Raw genomic sequence first — 18,863 nt, 5'->3', positions numbered from 1 at the left:
TATGACCGGAATCTCAGGCTGCTCGGATTTCCTTGAGGAGCAGGATCCTTCTAATCTTACACCTGAAAGCTATTATACGATTCCTGACCATGCGGAGGCAGCGTTGGCCGCAGTGTATGCAGACACCAGATTTATCGGCGGTGACGGAGGGATATTTTCCTCTACGTGGCAGTTGCTGGAAGCACCTACGGGGACTTCTACTACTGAAACGGCACAGAATTCAGATTTGAATAACCTGTACGGGTTGGTGTACGACGGAAGAACCCAACACATCATCAACTACTGGAATGGCTTGTATAAAGTGATTGCCAATGCCAATTTGGTTTTGGACAAAGTCCCAGCAATTACTCCGATGGATGAAGGGCAGAAGAAAAAGGTATTGGGAGAAGCAAGATTTCTCAGAGCCTGGGCCTACTTCTACCTGGTGAGACTATGGGGAGATGTCCCATTGATTGTGTTGCCTCAGACAGCTGCCTCAGAAAATTTCAGGCCATCGCCAGCTCCAAAAGAGTCCGTCTATGAGTTGATTGTTGATGATCTGAAAATAGCCGAAGCAGCGGGATTTCCATGGACTGACATTAGCGGTCGTGCTTCGCTGGCAGCTACTAAATCACTTATGGCGCAGGTGTACCTGACCATGGCAGGGTTCCCGCTTAGCAAAGGAGCGTCTCACTATCAATTGGCTGCGGAGAAGGCTGAGGAGGTCATCAGCTATTCTTTGAGCAACCCACTTTCCATCAACTTGTTTCCCAACTATGTGGTGATGCATGATGAGAAAAATGACAACAGACTGGAACACATTTTTATGTTGCAGTACAATGTCGTGGTGGCGGGCAATCCAATGAATAACATGTACCCGAATTTTAAGCCGGTAACCTTTCAGGGTCCATCTGGAACGGGAAGTACTGTGCCGACGATTGAATTTTATGAGTCTTACGAGGAAGGTGACTTGAGAACTGTGGATCAAAAAGGTTACTTCTATACTTCCTACTACACCAATGGCAGCGGGGCACCCTTTGATCTGGGCGCACCATACATTTTCAAACACTTCAATCAAACTGCAAATGGCACAGCGGGTGTTCCTGGTTCCAGAAACAATAACCTGAATGTGCCTTTGATTCGGTTTGCCGAAGTATTGCTGATCTACGCCGAAGCTCAAAATGAAATCGGAGGCCCGACCGTTTTGGCTTACGAAAGCATGAAAAGGATTCGCGACAGAGCGGGGTTGAATACTCCGGCGATGGGTCAATATACCAAGGACACCTTTCGTGAGGCAGTATGGAGAGAGAGATGGCATGAGCTGTGCTACGAGCAGATCACCTGGTTTGATATGCTTCGTTTAAGAAAGGTCTACAATGAACTTACCAATGGATTCGATGAATTTGTAGGTCATGTGAACCAAAGCTCCAACGAAGCACTTCAGGCTAAGCACCTGTTGATGCCGTATCCGCTTCCTGAAACGCAAAACAATCCAAATCTTCAGCCTCAAAACCCGGGCTATTGATCGGATGAGCTAGTAAGCTGAATCAGTACCTTAAAAAACTCACTTTCCGGTAGGCTCGGCCTTTCGGGGAGTGAGTGTTTTTTAAACCCGGATTGTGCACCAGGACTTGATACCGTATTGGATTTTCTGGTTCCCATTTCGGGTTTCACAGTAAACCCACCTAACCTTTGGAAAATAACTCACACAGTGGTTCCAGAAGGAAGTTTCTGGCGACTACTGCATCTCTCATTGCTTCTCCCTTACTACTGAATCTTCCGGCTTTCGCGGGGAAATCAGCACAGAAACTCAGGCACGTCTGTGTCGGAGTGGGAGGAATGGGCAGTCATGACCTGCAGCGTTTTATTGCTCACCCTGATGTCGAAATCGTAGCGATTTGCGACGTGGATAAAGAACGGCTAAAAAAGGCCGCCGAGCTCGTCCCCAATGCCCGTCAATACACGGATTGGCGAAAATTGTTGAAAGAAGAATCCAAAAATTTCGACTCGATCAATGTCAGTGTTCCTGACCACAATCACTATGCGATTGCAATCTCTGCGATCCGAAAGGGCAAGCATGTCTATTGCCAAAAGCCGATGTGTCACGACGTTGCGGAAATAAGAAAACTGACAGAGGCCGCAGTGAAAGCCGGGATCGTCAGTCAACTCGGAACCCAGCACGCCTCAGGCAAGGGCGACCGGACTGGTGTCCAATGGATCAAAGAAGGGCATATCGGGAAAATCAAAAAAGTTTACCTCTGCTCCAACAGACCAGGAGCCACAGAAGCATATCGGTTTCCGGGGCCTCGCCCAGCCGGAGGAGAAGCGCCGCCAGAATTCTTGGACTGGGATCTTTGGACAGGCACGGCACCGATGCGACCTTATCATCCGGCGATCTATCACCCCGCCAAATGGAGGGCTTGGCAGGACTTCGGTACAGGTTGGTCAGGCGATATTGGCTGTCATATTTTTGACGCAGTCTGGAAGGGAATGGGACTGACTGCACCACGCTCAGTGCATGCCAGGGTGCAGGAATCGTGGGAGAATTCTCCCCAAAGGCGCGCCGATACCTGGCCGCAGAGCAATCACATTACTTGGGTTTTTCCCGGAAATGAAATGACAGAGGCCGAGGAATTCACGGTCGAATGGTTTGATGGTGAGTTTTACCCACCGGAGGAAGTCAGATCGTTATTTTCCCTGGATGATTACCCCGCCGAGTCGGCGATGCTGGTCGGGACTGAAGGTGCCTTGCTGATCCCCCACACCAAAATGCCCGTCTTGCTTCCTGCAGAAAAATTTGGGCAGATAAGCCCTCCGGAGCTGGAGGATCGGGATCACTACCATCACTTTGTGGATGCCTGTTTGGGCAAAACTAAGACCGAAAGCCATTTTGCACAGACAGGACCGATGACCGAGGCTATCATTTTGGGGACGGTCGCGATCCGGGAGCCAAAAAAGACTTTGGTGTGGAATACGAAAAAGATGAAGATCTCCAATCATCCCGATGCCGAAAAGTATCTGAGCAGGGAATACAGGGCTGGTTGGGAAGTGTAACTAGCCTGTTTCCGCCATTTGAAAGTATTCCTTTGGGATTACCCCGAGGAATTATTAAAACCACTTAACAATAACCAAACATGAGTTTTCAGATAAAACCCAGCAAGGATTCCTATGATGTGATCATCGTCGGTTCCGGTGCAGGCGGGGGCATGGCCACCAAGATCCTCGCGGAGGCAGGGCTGTCCGTAGCGGTAGTTGAAGCCGGCGGAGATTGGGATCCTGCCAAGGAAGAAGATAGAACCCAGCTGAGATTTCCCTGGGAATCCCCACGCAGGGGAGCAAGTACGCAACTCCGTCCATTTGGTGATTTTGATGCGGCCATCGGCGGCTGGGAAATGCCAGATGAACCCTACACCCGAAAGAGCGGAACCGAGTTTGACTGGTTTCGATCCAGAATGGTTGGAGGAAGAACCAATCACTGGGGGAGAATTTCGCTGCGCTTTGGCCCGGATGATTTCAAGCGAAAAAGCATAGATGGTTTGGGTGATAACTGGCCCATCGGCTACGATGACGTCAAGCCCTATTACGATAAAGTAGATAAGCTCATCGGAGTTTTCGGTTCCAAAGAAGGCATGAGAAATGAGCCGGATGGACTTTTTCTGCCGCCTCCCAAACCCAGATTGCATGAGATGTTTATGATGAGGGGAGGCAAAAAACTCAATATTCCGGTTATCCCTGCTCGATTATCGATCTTGACAAAGCCAATCAACAAAGACCGAGGCGTTTGTTTCTTTTGCAGACAGTGTAACAGAGGCTGTCAAGCTTACGCTGACTTCTCGGCAAGTACAGTATTGGTGAAGCCGGCGATGAAATCAGGCCAGGTGGATCTCTTCACACACTGCATGGTGCGAAAGGTGACCTCCGACGACACTGGAAAGGCCACCGGAGTTTCCTACGTGGACAAGCGGGATATGAAGGAGTACAAACTGAAAGCCAGAGTTGTAGTCTTGGGTGCCTCCGCCTGCGAGTCTGCCCGAATCATGCTCAACTCCAAATCCAAGATCCACCCTGATGGCATTGGCAACTCCAGCGGAATGCTCGGCCGATACCTTCATGATTCGACCGGTGCTGGTAGATCGGGAATCATTCCAGCTATGATGGATCGCAAGCGATACAACGAAGACGGGGTAGGGAGCAACCACATTTACTCGCCTTGGTGGCTGGACAACAAAAAACTTGATTTTGCCCGTGGCTATCACATCGAATATGGTGGTGGACTAGGCATGCCATCCTATGGTTTTGGATCCAATATGGACGTGATCAGAAAACATGTGGAAGATGAGTTTGGCAAACCTAGCCCAAATGGAGGCTATGGTGAAGGCTTGAAAAAAGACATCAGAACAATGTATGGAAGTACCGTGGGATTGGCCGGGCGGGGAGAAAGCGTGCCTCAGTACGACAACTATTGCGAGATTGACCCAACAGTCGTGGATAAATTCGGAATCCCGGTATTGAGATTTCACTACAAGTGGACAGATAACGAAGTCAAGCAGGCGAAGCACATGCAGGATACCTTTGAGGATATGCTGCTGAGTGCTGGAGCTACCCTGCTCGGAACCAAACCTGGACCCGAAACCCAATACGGGCTTCTGGCTCCCGGGAGAATCATCCACGAAGTGGGGACTACCCGGATGGGAGACGATAAATCCACCTCGGTGCTGAACTCCAATAGTCAGGCACATGACTGTAAAAACCTGTTTGTGGTGGATGCAGGGTCATTTGTGTCTCAGGCGGACAAGAACCCAACCTGGACCATCTTGGCACTTTCCTGGAGAACGTCGGATTTTATCATCAACGAAATGAAAAGCAAAAACCTCTAAGCAAACAATCATGAACAGAAGAGAAAATCTAAAACTTTTATTCGCGGGTTCGCTAGGCACTGGCTTGATTTTGACGGCTTGTAGTCCCGAGGAAAAACTGGCTGATCTGTCACCTAAAATCTTGGGTACTCCTGGAGGAAGGACTCCTGAGGAGATCGAACGTGACAATGCCCTGATTTCAGATCAGTTTTTGACTGAGCAGGAAATGGCCTTGGTGACTATATTGGTGGACATCGTTATTCCGAAGGATGCTGTTTCGGGTAGTGCTTCCGAAGCGAAAGTGCCGGACTACATCGAATTTATGCTGAAGGATCAGCCGGAAAATCAGACTGCTTTCAGGGGTGGTTTGATGTGGCTCAACCTGCATTCGGCTGAGCGTTTTTCGAAGACCTTTACCGAACTCTCAGGTACCCAGCAGTTGGAAATCATCGATGAAATTGCCTGGCCCGATACCGCCGCTCCGGAAGTGTTGACCGGAGTGAAGTTTTTCAACTTGCTGAGAAACATGACAGTCTCCGGATTCTACACCACCGAAATTGGCTTCAAGGACATCGGCTATGTCGGAAATACACCCAACGTCTGGGATGGCCCTTCTCAAGAGGTCATGGATGAGTATGGTCTGGCCTTGGAGGAAAAATACCTGAAAGTCTATCTGACACCAGAAGGCCGAGGAAGCATGGCGACCTGGGACGATCAAGGGAATCTGATTTCCTAGCGTCAGAATGAAGGGGGTTATTCATGCTGAATTATCAATCGGAGGCTTTGTTGGATTTATTTTCAGCAAAGCCTTTTTGTTTTGCCTATTTGTAAAAAACACCCAGTCTCGAAACCTGTAGATAATTTTTCAAAATACCGGAACTATTTCATTTAGATTCAGGTATCTATATCTTGAATTTGATTTCATTTTGTCGGCTTAGTTTTATGAATGACGCCCCGTTTTCCGCCCACTTGGATTTCCAGCTTCTTTTTGACCAATGGGAGAAAAGGTCTGATGTATCCAAAGCAGACACCTGTCTCTACAGAGATCTCATCAACAGGATTAAGCAATTTCCGGATCTAATTCAAAGTCCGGTAGATCCGGAAGCACTTGACAAACCCGAAAACTTTCTTGGTTTCGGATTAATTCTGAGCTCACTTTTTCCCATGTCAGGTCAGCAGGAAAAGCGAATTATTGCGCTTACTGCCCCTTTTGATCTGAAACCGATTTACTCCACGCCGGCCTTTAGCGAGCTTTTTCTTAATGAGGACGGTACGATCAGAATCCCTAAAGACATGGATATTGATCGTATTAACTTCAGCAAGATGCTGAATATGTACAGCAGGATAGTGGATCAGGTCTATGGAATCAAGATGAACCAAGGACATCCTTTGGTATTCAAATACCGCGGACCGAATGGAATTAATCGGCATTTTCAGATTCGAATGAACTTTCAGTTTGTGCAGGTGTCAGCCAAAGGGCCGCTGCCGAACATCCACGATAAATCTGAAATATGCTCGAGTGCGAGCCCCGATCATTATGATCTGGAAAACTGGCTCAAAGTTTTGCCGTTGAGTTTGTTTAATTTCAGCGGATTTCTGCTCCTCGAAGCTGACGATATCACCGTGTCCCAAAGTGTAGCCACCCTAAATGAAGCGGTCCTCAAACAGGAGGAGATTTCCAATGGGGAATTTTTGGAAGTGGTGGAGGACTCGGTTAAATCTCTGATCGGTATTTCCGAATTGAAAGTCGGAATGGCCTCCCTGCAGCAGATTAACGGAAAACTTGTTTTTTCAAAGAGCCGCCTCGCCAACAGCTACATCCTCAAGATGCTCTGCGAGACAGACAGCGAACTTCCCTATCAGGGCATTCTCAATTTCCTCTCGGCTATTGAGAAGCCAGTACTGTTAAACGAGCTTTCTGCGGAGTTTCCAGAACGCAGTTTTATGTCCAAAGTGATTGAACTGGGTGTGAAAGAAGTGATTCTCTATCCGCTGAAGCACAAGGGGAATCTGGTGGGCCTTTTGGAGGTCTGTTCTCTCCGTCACGATGCGTTTGAGCCGATCATGCTCCATCACCTGGATATGCTGGCTCCCTCGCTTTCCATTGCGTTCAACAAGCAGGCTGAGCAGCTGGACTCGAAGATCAAATCGATCATCCGTAAGAAGTTTACGGCAATTCATCCGGTGGTGGAATGGAAGTTTGACGAGATCGCACTGGATTATGCGCTAGAAGAGGAGCAGGGAAAAGTTCCTGAGATTGCTCCGATCAATTTTCGGGACGTATTTCCCTTATATGCGGCTGTCGATGTGAAAAACTCTTCGCAGGAGCGAAATGGTGCCATTCAGCGAGACTTGTTAATTCAGCTCGGACTAGCCAAAACTGTTCTTGAAAAAGCCCGTTCTCTCCACTATCTACCTCTTTTGGATAGGATGGTGGAGAAAATCGAGGAATTTGAAAGTCGAATCCAACTGATACTGGATGCTGAAGAAGAAGTAAGGATCACCGAGTTTTTCCTGCTGGAATTTGAGCCAACCTTCAAACATCTCAGCGCGACTTTCTCTGATTTGGTGCCTTCGGTGAAGGAGTATTTTCAGGCTGTTGATCCCCAGATGGGGGTGGTGTACATCCACCGAAAAGCCTTTGAGCAAAGTCTAAAAGAGATCAATCTCCTGGTCGGTCAATACCTGGACCGGGAGGAGACTAAAATCCAGCAGATGTTCCCGCACTACTTTGAGAAGTTCAAGACGGACGGGATCGAATACAACATCTATATCGGACAGTCTTTGGTCAAGGATCGAACGTTTGATCCGATCTATCTGAAAAATCTTAGACTTTGGCAGCTTCAGACGCTGATAGATATTGTAAATCTAGTCAGGGAAAAGTCTCCGTCCCTGGATGTTCGTCTGGACACCACGCAACTGATCTTGGCGCATAGTGCACCGTTGACGATTAGCTTCCGACTCGATGAGCGGAAGTTTGACGTGGAAGGAGCCTACAATATCCGCTATGAGATCATAAAAAAGCGGATTGACAAAGCACTCATCAAGGGAACCAACGAGCGCTTGGTTCAGCCGGGTAAGATCGCCGTGGTCTATTCCCAACCAAAGGATTCCAAAGAATACCTCGACTTCATCCACTTTTTCCAAAACCGGCAGTTGTTGGAAGAAAACATTGAACATCTCGAATTGGAGGACATGCAGGGAGTGCACGGGATGAAAGCGATCCGGGTTACAGTGGTTCCAAAGACGCTGCTAAGTCAGTCCGGTAAATCAGAACTGGTATCCGAAACTGAAAAAAGGTAAAGTTTCTTCTTTCGTGAATCCAACCGAAAAAGTTGCTACAAACTGGCTGACCGGGGCAATCCAAAGTCCGCCTCCAAGTGAATTGTGCCAAGTGCCTGAATCCTCCCCCTTCAGCCATACTCTGCCGACGTCGTAAAATCCTATCATCCCGACGGTAGCCGGTAGAATAGGCGTCTGAAGGTTGAGAAGCTGTAGACGAAACTCCAGATTGTTGTAAAATACAGCATCTCCATTGTAGCGATACCGTCTGAATCCGCGAAGGTTGTTCATCCCGCCAAGAATCTGACCCTGGAAATACTCGTAGCTTCCGAAGTTTTTGCCACCGCCTACACGGTTGGCCCAGACCATCTTTGAAGGGTATTTAAATGCCCAATACAGCCGTAGTTCGGTATTGGCGGCGCTATAGTTTTTCGCAAATTGATTAATTCCCTGAAAGTGCTGGATCTCCTGTCGGAAATAATATCCCCGAGTGGGCATCCGCACATTGTCACGCTTGTCAAATTCCAGTAAGGCGGTCACTCCTGCATAATACTTGGTCTGATCCAGCTCCGCTTGGTCGACATCACTGTCCGGGGAGGTGATGAATTTGTCTAGATTGTCTTCAGGATCAAACCGATAGACCTGGTAGCTTGGTCCGACGGCAAATCTGCCCACATCTCCCAGTTGGGTTTGTAGTCCTGTGCTAAGTTCGTACCAGCTAAACCGGGAGCGATAGTAATTGATGCTAAACTCCTCCCGGTTGAAATTGCTTTCATTTCCGGCGCCGAAATAGTTGAAGACATAATCCGGCGCCTTGACATCAGCCAACCACACCAAATCCCAGCTTCTTACGACATCCACCGCCCGTCCTTTGTATTCCATATTGAAGGCTCCTGTTTTCACGGCATAATTTCCCGTCACAGTATGCATTGCCGAATAGGGTTTCTTTTTGAACCCATGTTTTTCCCAAAGGATGCCTGCGCCAAGAAAAACACCATCGTCCTGATTGTATTCTATGGAAGCTAGAGGCATGATCCTATCATATTTGAAAGCCATCCGGTCATAGCTCAGGTAATCCGGATTTGGTGCCTCCTTGATTTTTAGGTTTGGGCCGGAGTAGGTAGCCTTCTTTTTTTTCGGAACATAGACGAGATGTTTTTTTCCATTTAGTTCGGCTAAATCAAGCAGTTCTTTGTCACCCTCTCCCGGGATCACTCGGATCAGAATTTCGCTATTTCCTTCCCCTTCCCAGATGAAGCGGTCATCTCCTTTCAGGCCATAGAGTCGGATTTCACGTGTTTCCTCTGGGGAAAAAGTCCGGTTGTAGGTTCGCTGTTCGAGTTTGCCGTCTTTATTTATTTTTCGGACTTCCACATCCACTTTACCATCGGGCAAATGCCTGATTTCAAACTCCTCATCCTTGTTTGAGCCGACCACATCCACGTCATCTGCCAGAAAATCATAGTATTCCAATGCCTTCTCCTTTAGCCAGGTTTTTCTTGCGAGGAGCTTTGCTTGGATCACTGGCGCATCTTGGTCTCGGACTTCTTTGGGCCAATCCTGAAATGCGCTGTATATCGCCTCTTCGCTCAGTTTGGGCAGAAGCTCGTCGATCTCCTCTTCCCAGTCTTCCCGATCCAGGTCAGTCATAAAACTGCGGTCAAAATAACGGCCGTTAAACATGAAACCGTTGACGTTTTTCAGCTCATAGCCAAAGCCCTGAAACTTAGGGTTGGCCCATTTTCGGCTTGCTATTTTTGGAAAAAATCCTTCATTAAGAAAGAAGGCCTGATCTCGGTCTCTGGGCATGGGGCTGAATTCTAGCCCATTTTTTCCTTTTTCGGCTACCCACCGCCACTGGTCATCATGCCGATCCCAATCCGCGATCCACAGATCGAAGAGCCGGGCTTTCAAGACTTCTTTTTGCCTTACCTCGTGGTCATTGTCATGGTGCAGTTCCTTCAACATCTTGTCGGTGCTGTAGAATTTGACTTTGTCTGAAGCATCCGGCGATGCGATTTCTCTTTCTTCGAAAAGATAAAGTGCATTGCCAAAATCCTCCCTAAAAACTCCCAACAGCGGATCATCCGGCAGATAGACAATCTTTGGATTGGTGTGGATGATTTTTGCACTCTCCGCCAAGCGAGCAACTGCGACAGATGCATAGGGGTGGGAAGCGGAGATCTGATCTTGGACGACGTCTTTGGCGATGGTCTGCCTAAGTGGGGGCGGAATCGCATTTTCCGGATATTTGTTGATCGAACGAAGCACAAATTCCCTGTCGTTTGGGTTCTTTGCCCGCAGAGATTTGGTCTGCATCCCGCCTCCCCGTTGTTCGATGGTAAGGCCGCCCTTTTCTTTCGTCAGATCCAGCGTAGGGAAAGTGACCGGAATGGCCCAAGTATCTCGGTAATTGGTTCCCAGAAAAGCACGGTGTAGTTTTCCTTTTTGATATTGCAGAGAGATAGGTTGCGTGACGCTGGGAGGATTTTTGCGCTCAAAGAGCCTCAACTCTTCCGGAACCAATGCAAACGGTTGAATGAGGTCGGATTGGTAAAGTGGTGAGTCTATGGATGGGTCGAGAAAGGTCAAACTCACCCGGTGATTTTCGTAGAAATCGAGATAGGCATAGCCCTGATTTCCATAGGTGAACGCTGCAGCGTTATTTTTTTTGATGAAGGTGTTTTTGGCTCCGGCGCCGGACACGATGTAGTGATTGCTCCCTTCTCTTGTGTAGAATAGCCCGTGCTCGTGGCCTGCGACTTGAATGACGTGAGGGTGACGTGCAAAAACTCGCTCCAGAGTTCCGATCATCGCCTGGTATTTTGGATGTGGGATATCCTGAACGTCCCCAAACCAAGTGCGATAGAGTGGGTAGATAGAGCCGAGGACCGGGAGCGGAATGTAAAGATTTTCTTTTGCTGCAGTGAGGGGAAAGAGGTGATCCTTCCAGCTGTATGCGCCATTGTGCGGACCATAGGCTCTCATCGGGTGATGCATCGCAAAGAGGACGATTTTGTCCTGGTTTTCCTCCAGCAGATAGGAGATCGCCGCAATGATTTCCTCCTCTGTCTTGTAATCGCAATCCGAGTCCGTCCCCGGCTTGTCATTGGAATGCAGCCACCATTGACTGTCCATGGTGATCAGGAGTGTGTTATTGTCCAGCGGAATCGCCTTTGGACCGGGACAGGCACTTTCGGGAACCCAATGTACTTTGTCTGTGGGGAAGTTTTCTGACACAAATTCCTCGGCTCTGAGGATTGCATTCCAACCGTCTGATTTGCCCTTTTCCCAGTCATGATTGCCTGGAACCATCCAGATTTGACCGGGAAGATCTGCAAAGAGATTCAGTTGGGTACGAAGAATCGTTTCCGCTTCGGGTCTGTTTTTGGCTTCCTTTGGGGGTAGGCCGAAAGGATAAATATTGTCGCCGAGATAGATCAGATGTGTGGGAACTCCTGGGTTTTCTCCGATTCTGGATTTTAGATTTTCGATGACAGGATGATGCCCGTCTTCCATTTCCCCGGCATCACCAATGAGATAGATCCGCATTTTCAATAGAGAGTTTTGCGCAGTTGCTGGAAAAAATGCCAGAAAGTACAGGATCAGGAAAAAAACAGGTTTCATGGCCTATAGCTAAAAATCAAAATATTTGCTCTGCCATCTGCGGCTTCATTGGAGATGTAGAGCGTTCCATCCGGTGCAAATGTCATCCCCTCAGGCTGCTTGAATAGAGAGGGGTTAAGCTGGTGAATAGAAGTTGGCTGCATAGCTTTGTTGAGGGTCATTAGCCACTTTCCCGTGGAGGAAAGCAGATAGTATTCTTTCGTCAGCGGATGAACCGCCGCTGCCGATGGCTGGATCTTCAGCTTTTCCAGTGCTTTGGCAGGCAGCAAACCGACCAGTTGACTCTTTTCAATTTTGCCTGCAGATGTAGAGTCAAATTTCATAGTTCCCAAATCGAATCTATAAAAGGAAGCTCTGTCGGGATCTTCATCCCACTCACAGACTTTACAAAAAACCAAAATAAAAGGTTCGTCGATAGCAACAACAATCGCCTCCAAATCACGGCTATCCCGGCTTGGAAATCCGAAAATCACGGTTTGACTGTCTTTTTCTCTGAAATCTACAATTCGATACAGGTTGCCGTTGCTGCGCAACACCCAAGCAGTGTCGTTCTGTACTAAGAGATCTTCGATGTCTCTATTTTTCTCAAATTTCGTTTTCTTTAGGATTTTGCCGGTCTCCGGATTGATACGATAAATAATAGACGATTCATCTTCAATAGCGAGCAACTCATTTTTTTGCCATGCGATACCAGAGATTTCTTCCAGATCGTCAGGTAATATGACGCGCGTCATTTGGTCCGTTGTATATCCGGGAGGAAGTGAATAGTGAGGGGAGGATTTCTCAGACTGTTGAGCGCAGGACTCAAAAAACATCAACAGAAAAATCAGAAGAGAGTATCGTATCATTATTAGGTCAGAACCAATTATCTTCCTACTTGCAAGTAAAAGTAAACTTAATCAAAGTGAATATCCAATCAGAAAAATTTGAGGTATGGATTCGGGAAATGTTTGCCCGACGACAAAAAAAGGAAGTCTGCTATCATACGATAGACCATACCACACTGATGGTAGAGAAAGTTCGAGAGATGGGAGAGTTTTACCAGTTCTCCGAGGAGGATCAGGAGGATTTGTTTTATACCGCATGGCTTCACGATGTGGGTTATTGGGATGGCAGTGCGGCGGGACACGAAGCTCGGGGGGCGGAAGTTGCCCAGACTAGCTTGGAGAAATTTGGACTTCCTCAATCTCGGATAGACCGGATAAAAAAAGCAATTCTGGCTACCCAAATGCCGCAGTCACCCGCGGATCTATTTGAATCCATTGTCTGCGATGCGGATCTGTACCACCTGGGAACTGAGGCTTTTTACCAGCAGACGCTGCTGCTCAAATGCGAAAACGAGAAAGCAGCTGGTAAACCGACTAGCCTAAAGGAATGGCTGGTTGAATCCAGAGCGTTTACCCTTAAGCATCGGTATCACACCAGTTTTGCTCAGCAGTTCCTAGAGCCTGTTAAAAAAGTCAACCTGAAATACCTGGATTTGAAGATTGAACAGCTCGAATCCGAAAACCGAGGAAAAACTAAGAAGAAAAACAATAAAGGGAAAAAGGACAAGTCCAAACCTGATCGCGGCGTTGAGACTTTGTTTCGGGTCACTTCGACCAATCACATGGAGCTTTCGGCCATGGCAGATACCAAGGCCAACATCATGATCTCGGTGAATTCGATCATTATCTCGATCGTGGTGACGATTCTAATACGCAAGTTGGAGGAATTTCCCAATTACACGATTCCAGCGATCTTGCTTATCAGTACCTGTCTTATAGCCATGGTTTTTGCGATCTTGGCTACCCGGCCCAAGGTGACCAAGGGCGTGGTAACCAAGGAGGATATTGCAAATAGGAAGGGCAACTTGCTTTATTTTGGCAATTTCTACCAGATGACTCTCGAAGACTACACGGATGGAATGAAAGAAATGCTCAAAGATGCGGACTATCTGTATGGTTCGATGACCCGCGATATCTATTATCTGGGCAAGGTACTCAGCAAGAAATATCTGATGCTGCGCAAAAGCTACAACGTGTTCATGTTCGGATTTATCATATCCGTCCTTGCCTTTTTGGTAGCCAGTTTATTTTTTGAACCGCACCAGTATTAATGATAGGATTGTCCGAAAGGAGCCATTTATAATCCCTATGGATAGTTGAAATAAATAATTTTTGTACTCGTGTAGCGAATACCGGAGAATTCTTCGTCTAGAGGAAAAAACCATCCATGTCCTCCGCTTTTCGGTTTCTTCTTTTACTATTCCTCTGCAGTTGCTCGGTCAGCGATTCGGACGCACCGTACGGCTTGGACAATTCCTACCAGGTGTCGGGTGTAGGCTATCGTTTTACCGTCAATCAGGCCAAATACCAACAGCTCGATTTCAACAGGAAAGGTCTGGAGCTTTGTCAGGTGAATTTTGAAATCAAAGGGATAAAGCGAGAGGGAAGTGAACTAACGCTACAAATAGAACGTCCTAAGGGATGCGCGGGAATTTATGAGCTGGTTTGGGATGGGATCTGGCAGGAATCATCGCCTCGTAGGATGCAGCTCTACCTGACAGGCATGTTTACCGGCTGTGTGGGAGGGACTGGAACCGAGTTGGACACGGTACAGATCGACTTGGCAAAGGCAGTGCTCAGTGCGCCCAAAGACCTGTTTACGATTTACATCAGGGAGCATTGCAGTTTCCGGGATTTCAATTGTGAGGGCAACTGTGAAGTGAGCATTTAAACGAGTACAAAAAATAGACAATATAGCGGAAAGTTGATTTGAGCTGGTCGGACCAAGAGTTGATTGACGGTTGCAAACGTCGGTCAATAAAACATGAGGAATTTTTTTTCAAAAAGTACTATGGCTATGTCATGGGGATCAGTCTGTCTTATTCCAAAAGCAGGGATTTGGCACTCGAGATCACCAATGACTCTTTTATGAAATGCTTCGATTCGTTCAACAAAATGGAAGAGGCACCTTCCCTCAAACCTTGGCTTCGACGGATTACAGTCAACACCGCAATAGACTATTACCGGAAGGACAAACGCTTTCAAAATCACCTGGAAGCCGATGGAGAAACCCCGGTATTCGATGAAGTATACGCCCCGGATCAATTGGCATTCGAAGATATCATCAAACTTCTCAAGCAATTGCCCGAGGATCAACAACTGGTATTCAACCTCTATGAGGTCGAAGGCTATAGTCACAGAGAGGTTGCCGAGCGAATGGATATCACCGAAAGCTCCTCTCGGGTTTACCTGACGCGGGCAAAAACTAAGCTGCGTCAGCTGATACAACAACACATGAAAGAATATGCAGGAAGATAAAGCATCAAAATGGTTGGCCTCCGAGCTGCGAAAGCATCAGGAAGAAAACCGGCTTCCTTACGAATTGGGGGCATGGGAGGCCTTTCAAGCGAAACGCGCCGCGACCGTGAGAAAAAAATCGCCCTATTGGATATCAGGAATTGCTGCCACGGTAATCTTGGTGTTAGTGGCCGGTGGACTCTGGCTTGCCCAGGAAACTGAATCGGGAGATCATCAACTTTCTCAGCAGATTGCTTTGGAAGAGAAATCTACGTCTAGTCCTGTCCAAGAGCCTGCTCCGACAAATGCGGAGAAAGAGATTTCTGAATCGAAGGAGTCAAATGAAGTGAATTCAAAAGACCGGGAGGCAGAGCATAGCATTTCAGTTTTGGATTCAAAGCTATCTGATCAATCTGAATCTGATGATCAAGCAGCAACTCCGATTGGCGACCAATCTGAACCAAACGCTTTTGAGCTATTGAAGCCAAAGCCAGTCCACGCATCCCCATTGAAATCGGAGGGGAGTATTCCTGAGCGAAAGAAAAGTGAGAATCTCCCTGAAATAGAGAGTGCACTCCAAAAGGAAAATACGCTGAAGACTACGACCGAGCAGACTTTAGTCGCTACCAATGAAAAAGCTGAAGTGGAAAATGCAACGCTGCCGGTAGCACAAAACGCTGTTATCGCCCAGGCGGAATTGCCGAAGGATCCACAATTAAGCGATGAAGAAATCAAGGAGATCTTGGAAACCAAGTCATTTGCCAGTCTTGCGATGGGCGTGTCGCCGGGATTTGGCGCATCATCTAATTCTGAGCAGGCAACGAGTGGTTCCAGCCTTGGACTTGGCGTGATGGTCGATATGGCCATCAGCCGTAAGCTGGTCATGGGTTCAGGTCTTGCAGTCAACTACCTCAATCAGGCCAGTGAAAGCCAGAGTTACAACGGTTCGGGCATCAATGCCGCTGGTTTTTCTGTAACCGAAACCAACGAAATCAACCAAGTGCAATTGGACATACCGCTATACTTCAAATATCCGATTACTAGAAATGACAAAATTTCTGTACAGGCAGGATTTTCGAATCTGATCACCTTCAATCAAGGTGCTGAGCAAGAAGCTTCCTATACCAGACAGGTGGCGGTATATGATGCACTAGCCGCAAATTCTTTCCGACTCCAATCTGAATCCGTTAGTCAAACGCAAGACCTGAATGTGTCCGATCAGCAATTTTACCCCTTTGCCACCGCCAATTTCGGGTTGAATATCCGGCTGTTTGAATCCAAAAAAACAAGCTACGAAGTGATGCCCTTCTACAACTACCCGCTCCAGGAGTTTTCCGGATATGGGGAAAAGCTCGGCATGTTCGGAGCGTCGTTCAAGGTGAACTTTGGAGCAGTTCAGAAGAAATAGTTGCGAGTATCAAGTAGCTAGACGCTAGTATCAAGACCGCAGACATTAGAAGCAAGAGTCGAGAGCCAAGAGAACCTCTTGAATTCGGAATGTTCTGATGGAGCTCACTCCCAGTAAAAAGAGGATAGGGGAGATTCGAGACCAAAATCATCTTGGAAAAAAATCTTTACAGCTCCAAGATCGAGCGAAAATAGAAAGGAAATTACACTGAAATACCAAACCAACTAGTCGCCACCCGGGAGAGATCTCGGGTGGTTTTTTTTTTTGGGACCTGTTAGGTACTGGATTCTCACATGAAATATGTAGAAGCTGTGATTTCCATTGGAAACCAACAGGTTGAAGCAATTTGACGACCCTGCTCTATCTTCTACGAATCCTTGGTGGTCACTGAATTTAATCTGTTGTGTTCTTTAAAAAAAATCAGAGGCCAAAGGGGAACAACATCAAACAACGATTGAGGCTAAAAAATTGGTTTATTAGTTGTTGCCTTTGTAATATTGGTGGCTGTGATCGCCCAACCAGCCGAAGAAGAGGGTCTAGGCTTTTAAGGTTTTTCGAATAAGTCGAAGCGCCGGGAATAGCTCCTCGCAAGGGTGGACTCTTCATTATGGTTTCAATTTTAAACCGGGTAAATCATAGATATTCCCAAAGGTGGTTGTTCTTCCCGAGATTAAACATTGTAGCGAGATAGAACAGGTAGTCGACAAATATTGACTAAGACAAAATATAATCGGATGAAGAAAATCGCAGGATTGTTTTTTTTATTGATTGCAGGCATGAGTGCCTGCAATCAGAAGGTGAAGGTATATCCGGCACCGGAAGGTATTGAATTGTCCAAGGCCTTCCAGGTAGAAGTTGAAGGACAGAAAGTACCTGTTTATAAAACAAAAGTTCCGTCGGCTACGCCAGTTCCCCGACTGAAACCGACCGGAGAGTTTGGATTTGCCTCAGTAGCATCCTTCGATATGAATGGTGAAGTATCCGTTTCAGTCACCTATCCTGAACAGGTGGAAGCGGTTAAAATTTTACCTTCTTCCTATGGTATTAAGGCGGTGATTGAGGGGGACAAAATTACTTTCCAAGTCAACCAACCCGGTCATTTGACAGTGGAGGTAAATGGAGATTGGCATGAAGCATTGCATATTTCAGCCAATCCATTTGAAGAAAATATTCCTGACCCTGAAGACCCTAACCTGATATATTTCGGACCTGGCGTGCATGACGTGACCAATGTGACTATAAAAGACGGTCAAACAATCTATATCGCGGGTGGCGCTTATATACGCTGCGGTGTGGCCGAAAACGAGGAAGAGATAGAAATACGGGGTGCCCTTCGCAAGAAACCAACCTTTATACTCCAGGGGAAAAATGTTAGCATCCGCGGGCGGGGAATCATAGATCAGGCCACTGTTCCAAAAAAGGAGCGACGGTACACCATTCTAGCTCAGCGCTCTGAAAATGTCACGATTGAAGGCATTACTATCTTTGATCCTAGCCATTGGACCATTCCGATTCAAAGTAGTGATAAGGTAAAGGTTGATAACATTAAAATTATAGGTTGGAGGGGAAATGCCGACGGGGTGGATATTACCAGCAGCAGGGATGTTTTGGTTGAAAATTGTTTTATGAGAACTTTTGACGATGCTGTGGTGATAAAATCTTTCGAGGGATATGGAGAAGTGAAGAATATCCACACCCGTAAGTGTGTGGTTTGGAATGAGCTGGCACATGCGCTAAGCATAGGAGCGGAGGTCCATGAGAATATCAGCAATGTGTTATTCGAGGATTGTGATGTAATACACGATGTAGGCAGAGAAACCGCATTGAGGGTTTATCATTGCGACGACGCTGTTATCAGCGATGTGACCTTTGATAACATAAGGATTGAAGAAGCGCGCAGGTTAATTTCTTGCTGGATTGGAAAAACAAGGTGGACGGAAACTGAAGAAAGGGGCAATATTAGAAACGTAACCTTTCGAAATATAGTCGCAACTTCTGCACCGATTGATACCACCCTTACTGGGTTTCAGGATGGTACAGACTGGAAGCCATACATTATACGAGATCATGCCAGCGTTGAATTAATAGGATTTGATGAAGGGCATTTAATAGACGGGGTGGTGTTTGATAACGTTCTGCTTGACGGTAAACAGCTTGACGCAAACAATATTACCTCAAACAGCTTTGTGAAAGATATTCGGTTTAAGTAGCGTTTAATTCCGCTATTCATCTTCAAGGTTTGTTAGAAGCTCTTGCGGCAAATATGGAGATAGATTATTGGGGACATTCATAATTAGTATTAACTACTGAATGGTGTTTTCGGAGTTGTGATTTCCCTTGAAACTATCATTTTGAAAGCACTTCACAACCCGGCAAGGATTTTCATACCCCTCAGGATTTCGTTCCAATTCAGGGATTTCTTGACTG

General features: G+C 46.9%; 12 protein-coding genes. 10 read left to right on the top strand and 2 right to left on the bottom strand.

Translation table 11 applies throughout. From position 1 onward, the window contains the following. Window position 1: 1 nt before the first annotated feature. The 5 genes from ABD031_RS08795 (at window position 2) to ABD031_RS08775 (ending at window position 8,138) form a co-directional block, all read left to right on the top strand. Window positions 2-1,504 (top strand): RagB/SusD family nutrient uptake outer membrane protein, encoded by a 1,503-nt coding sequence (locus ABD031_RS08795; RefSeq protein ID WP_343850732.1) that lies wholly within the window; start codon window positions 2-4, stop codon window positions 1,502-1,504. Between the two features lie 167 nt (window positions 1,505-1,671). Beyond that, entirely contained in the window at window positions 1,672-3,033 is a 1,362-nt protein-coding gene (locus tag ABD031_RS08790) for a Gfo/Idh/MocA family protein (protein ID WP_343850442.1), read from the top strand. Between the two features lie 80 nt (window positions 3,034-3,113). Then, window positions 3,114-4,856, top strand: a complete 1,743-nt coding sequence (locus ABD031_RS08785) for a GMC family oxidoreductase (RefSeq protein WP_343850440.1) — start codon at window positions 3,114-3,116, stop codon at window positions 4,854-4,856. Window positions 4,857-4,866: 10 nt separating this feature from the next. Beyond that, window positions 4,867-5,571, top strand: coding sequence for a gluconate 2-dehydrogenase subunit 3 family protein (locus tag ABD031_RS08780; RefSeq protein WP_343850438.1), 705 nt, complete (start codon window positions 4,867-4,869; stop codon window positions 5,569-5,571). Between the two features lie 206 nt (window positions 5,572-5,777). Next, entirely contained in the window at window positions 5,778-8,138 is a 2,361-nt protein-coding gene (locus tag ABD031_RS08775; protein WP_343850436.1) for a GAF domain-containing protein, read from the top strand. Here ABD031_RS08775 and ABD031_RS08770 read toward each other — a convergent pair. After that, window positions 8,106-11,744 carry a BamA/TamA family outer membrane protein gene (locus tag ABD031_RS08770; protein WP_343850434.1) on the bottom strand — a complete coding sequence of 1,213 codons (3,639 nt, stop codon included), beginning with the start codon at window positions 11,742-11,744 and terminating at the stop codon, window positions 8,106-8,108. The genes ABD031_RS08775 and ABD031_RS08770 overlap by 33 nt on opposite strands. After that, the gene (locus tag ABD031_RS08765) at window positions 11,741-12,478 is read right to left on the bottom strand and encodes a hypothetical protein (protein WP_343850432.1); all 738 of its coding nucleotides are present in this window, start codon (window positions 12,476-12,478) and stop codon (window positions 11,741-11,743) included. Before ABD031_RS08765 ends, ABD031_RS08770 begins: the two co-directional genes overlap by 4 nt. A 170-nt stretch (window positions 12,479-12,648) precedes the next feature. On the opposite strand from ABD031_RS08765, the gene ABD031_RS08760 reads away from it, so the two are divergent. From ABD031_RS08760 to ABD031_RS08740, 5 genes are all read left to right on the top strand, one after another. Then, window positions 12,649-13,842: a Pycsar system effector family protein gene (locus ABD031_RS08760; protein WP_343850430.1), complete on the top strand. Its 1,194-nt coding sequence runs from the start codon at window positions 12,649-12,651 to the stop codon at window positions 13,840-13,842. A 116-nt stretch (window positions 13,843-13,958) separates the two neighbouring features. Next, window positions 13,959-14,462 carry a hypothetical protein gene (locus ABD031_RS08755; RefSeq protein ID WP_343850427.1) on the top strand — a complete coding sequence of 168 codons (504 nt, stop codon included), beginning with the start codon at window positions 13,959-13,961 and terminating at the stop codon, window positions 14,460-14,462. A 38-nt stretch (window positions 14,463-14,500) separates the two neighbouring features. Beyond that, the gene (locus ABD031_RS08750) at window positions 14,501-15,049 is read left to right on the top strand and encodes an RNA polymerase sigma factor (protein WP_343850425.1); all 549 of its coding nucleotides are present in this window, start codon (window positions 14,501-14,503) and stop codon (window positions 15,047-15,049) included. Next, the gene (locus ABD031_RS08745; RefSeq protein WP_343850423.1) at window positions 15,036-16,436 is read left to right on the top strand and encodes a hypothetical protein; all 1,401 of its coding nucleotides are present in this window, start codon (window positions 15,036-15,038) and stop codon (window positions 16,434-16,436) included. The genes ABD031_RS08750 and ABD031_RS08745 overlap by 14 nt, the downstream gene beginning before the upstream one ends. A gap of 734 nt (window positions 16,437-17,170) precedes the next feature. After that, window positions 17,171-18,646 carry a glycosyl hydrolase family 28 protein gene (locus ABD031_RS08740; protein WP_343850421.1) on the top strand — a complete coding sequence of 492 codons (1,476 nt, stop codon included), beginning with the start codon at window positions 17,171-17,173 and terminating at the stop codon, window positions 18,644-18,646. Window positions 18,647-18,863: the final 217 nt, after the last annotated feature.

The organism is Algoriphagus jejuensis (assembly GCF_039523455.1).
Taxonomy (GTDB): Bacteria; Bacteroidota; Bacteroidia; order Cytophagales; family Cyclobacteriaceae; genus Algoriphagus; species Algoriphagus jejuensis.
This window is presented reverse-complemented; position numbering and strand designations above follow the sequence as displayed.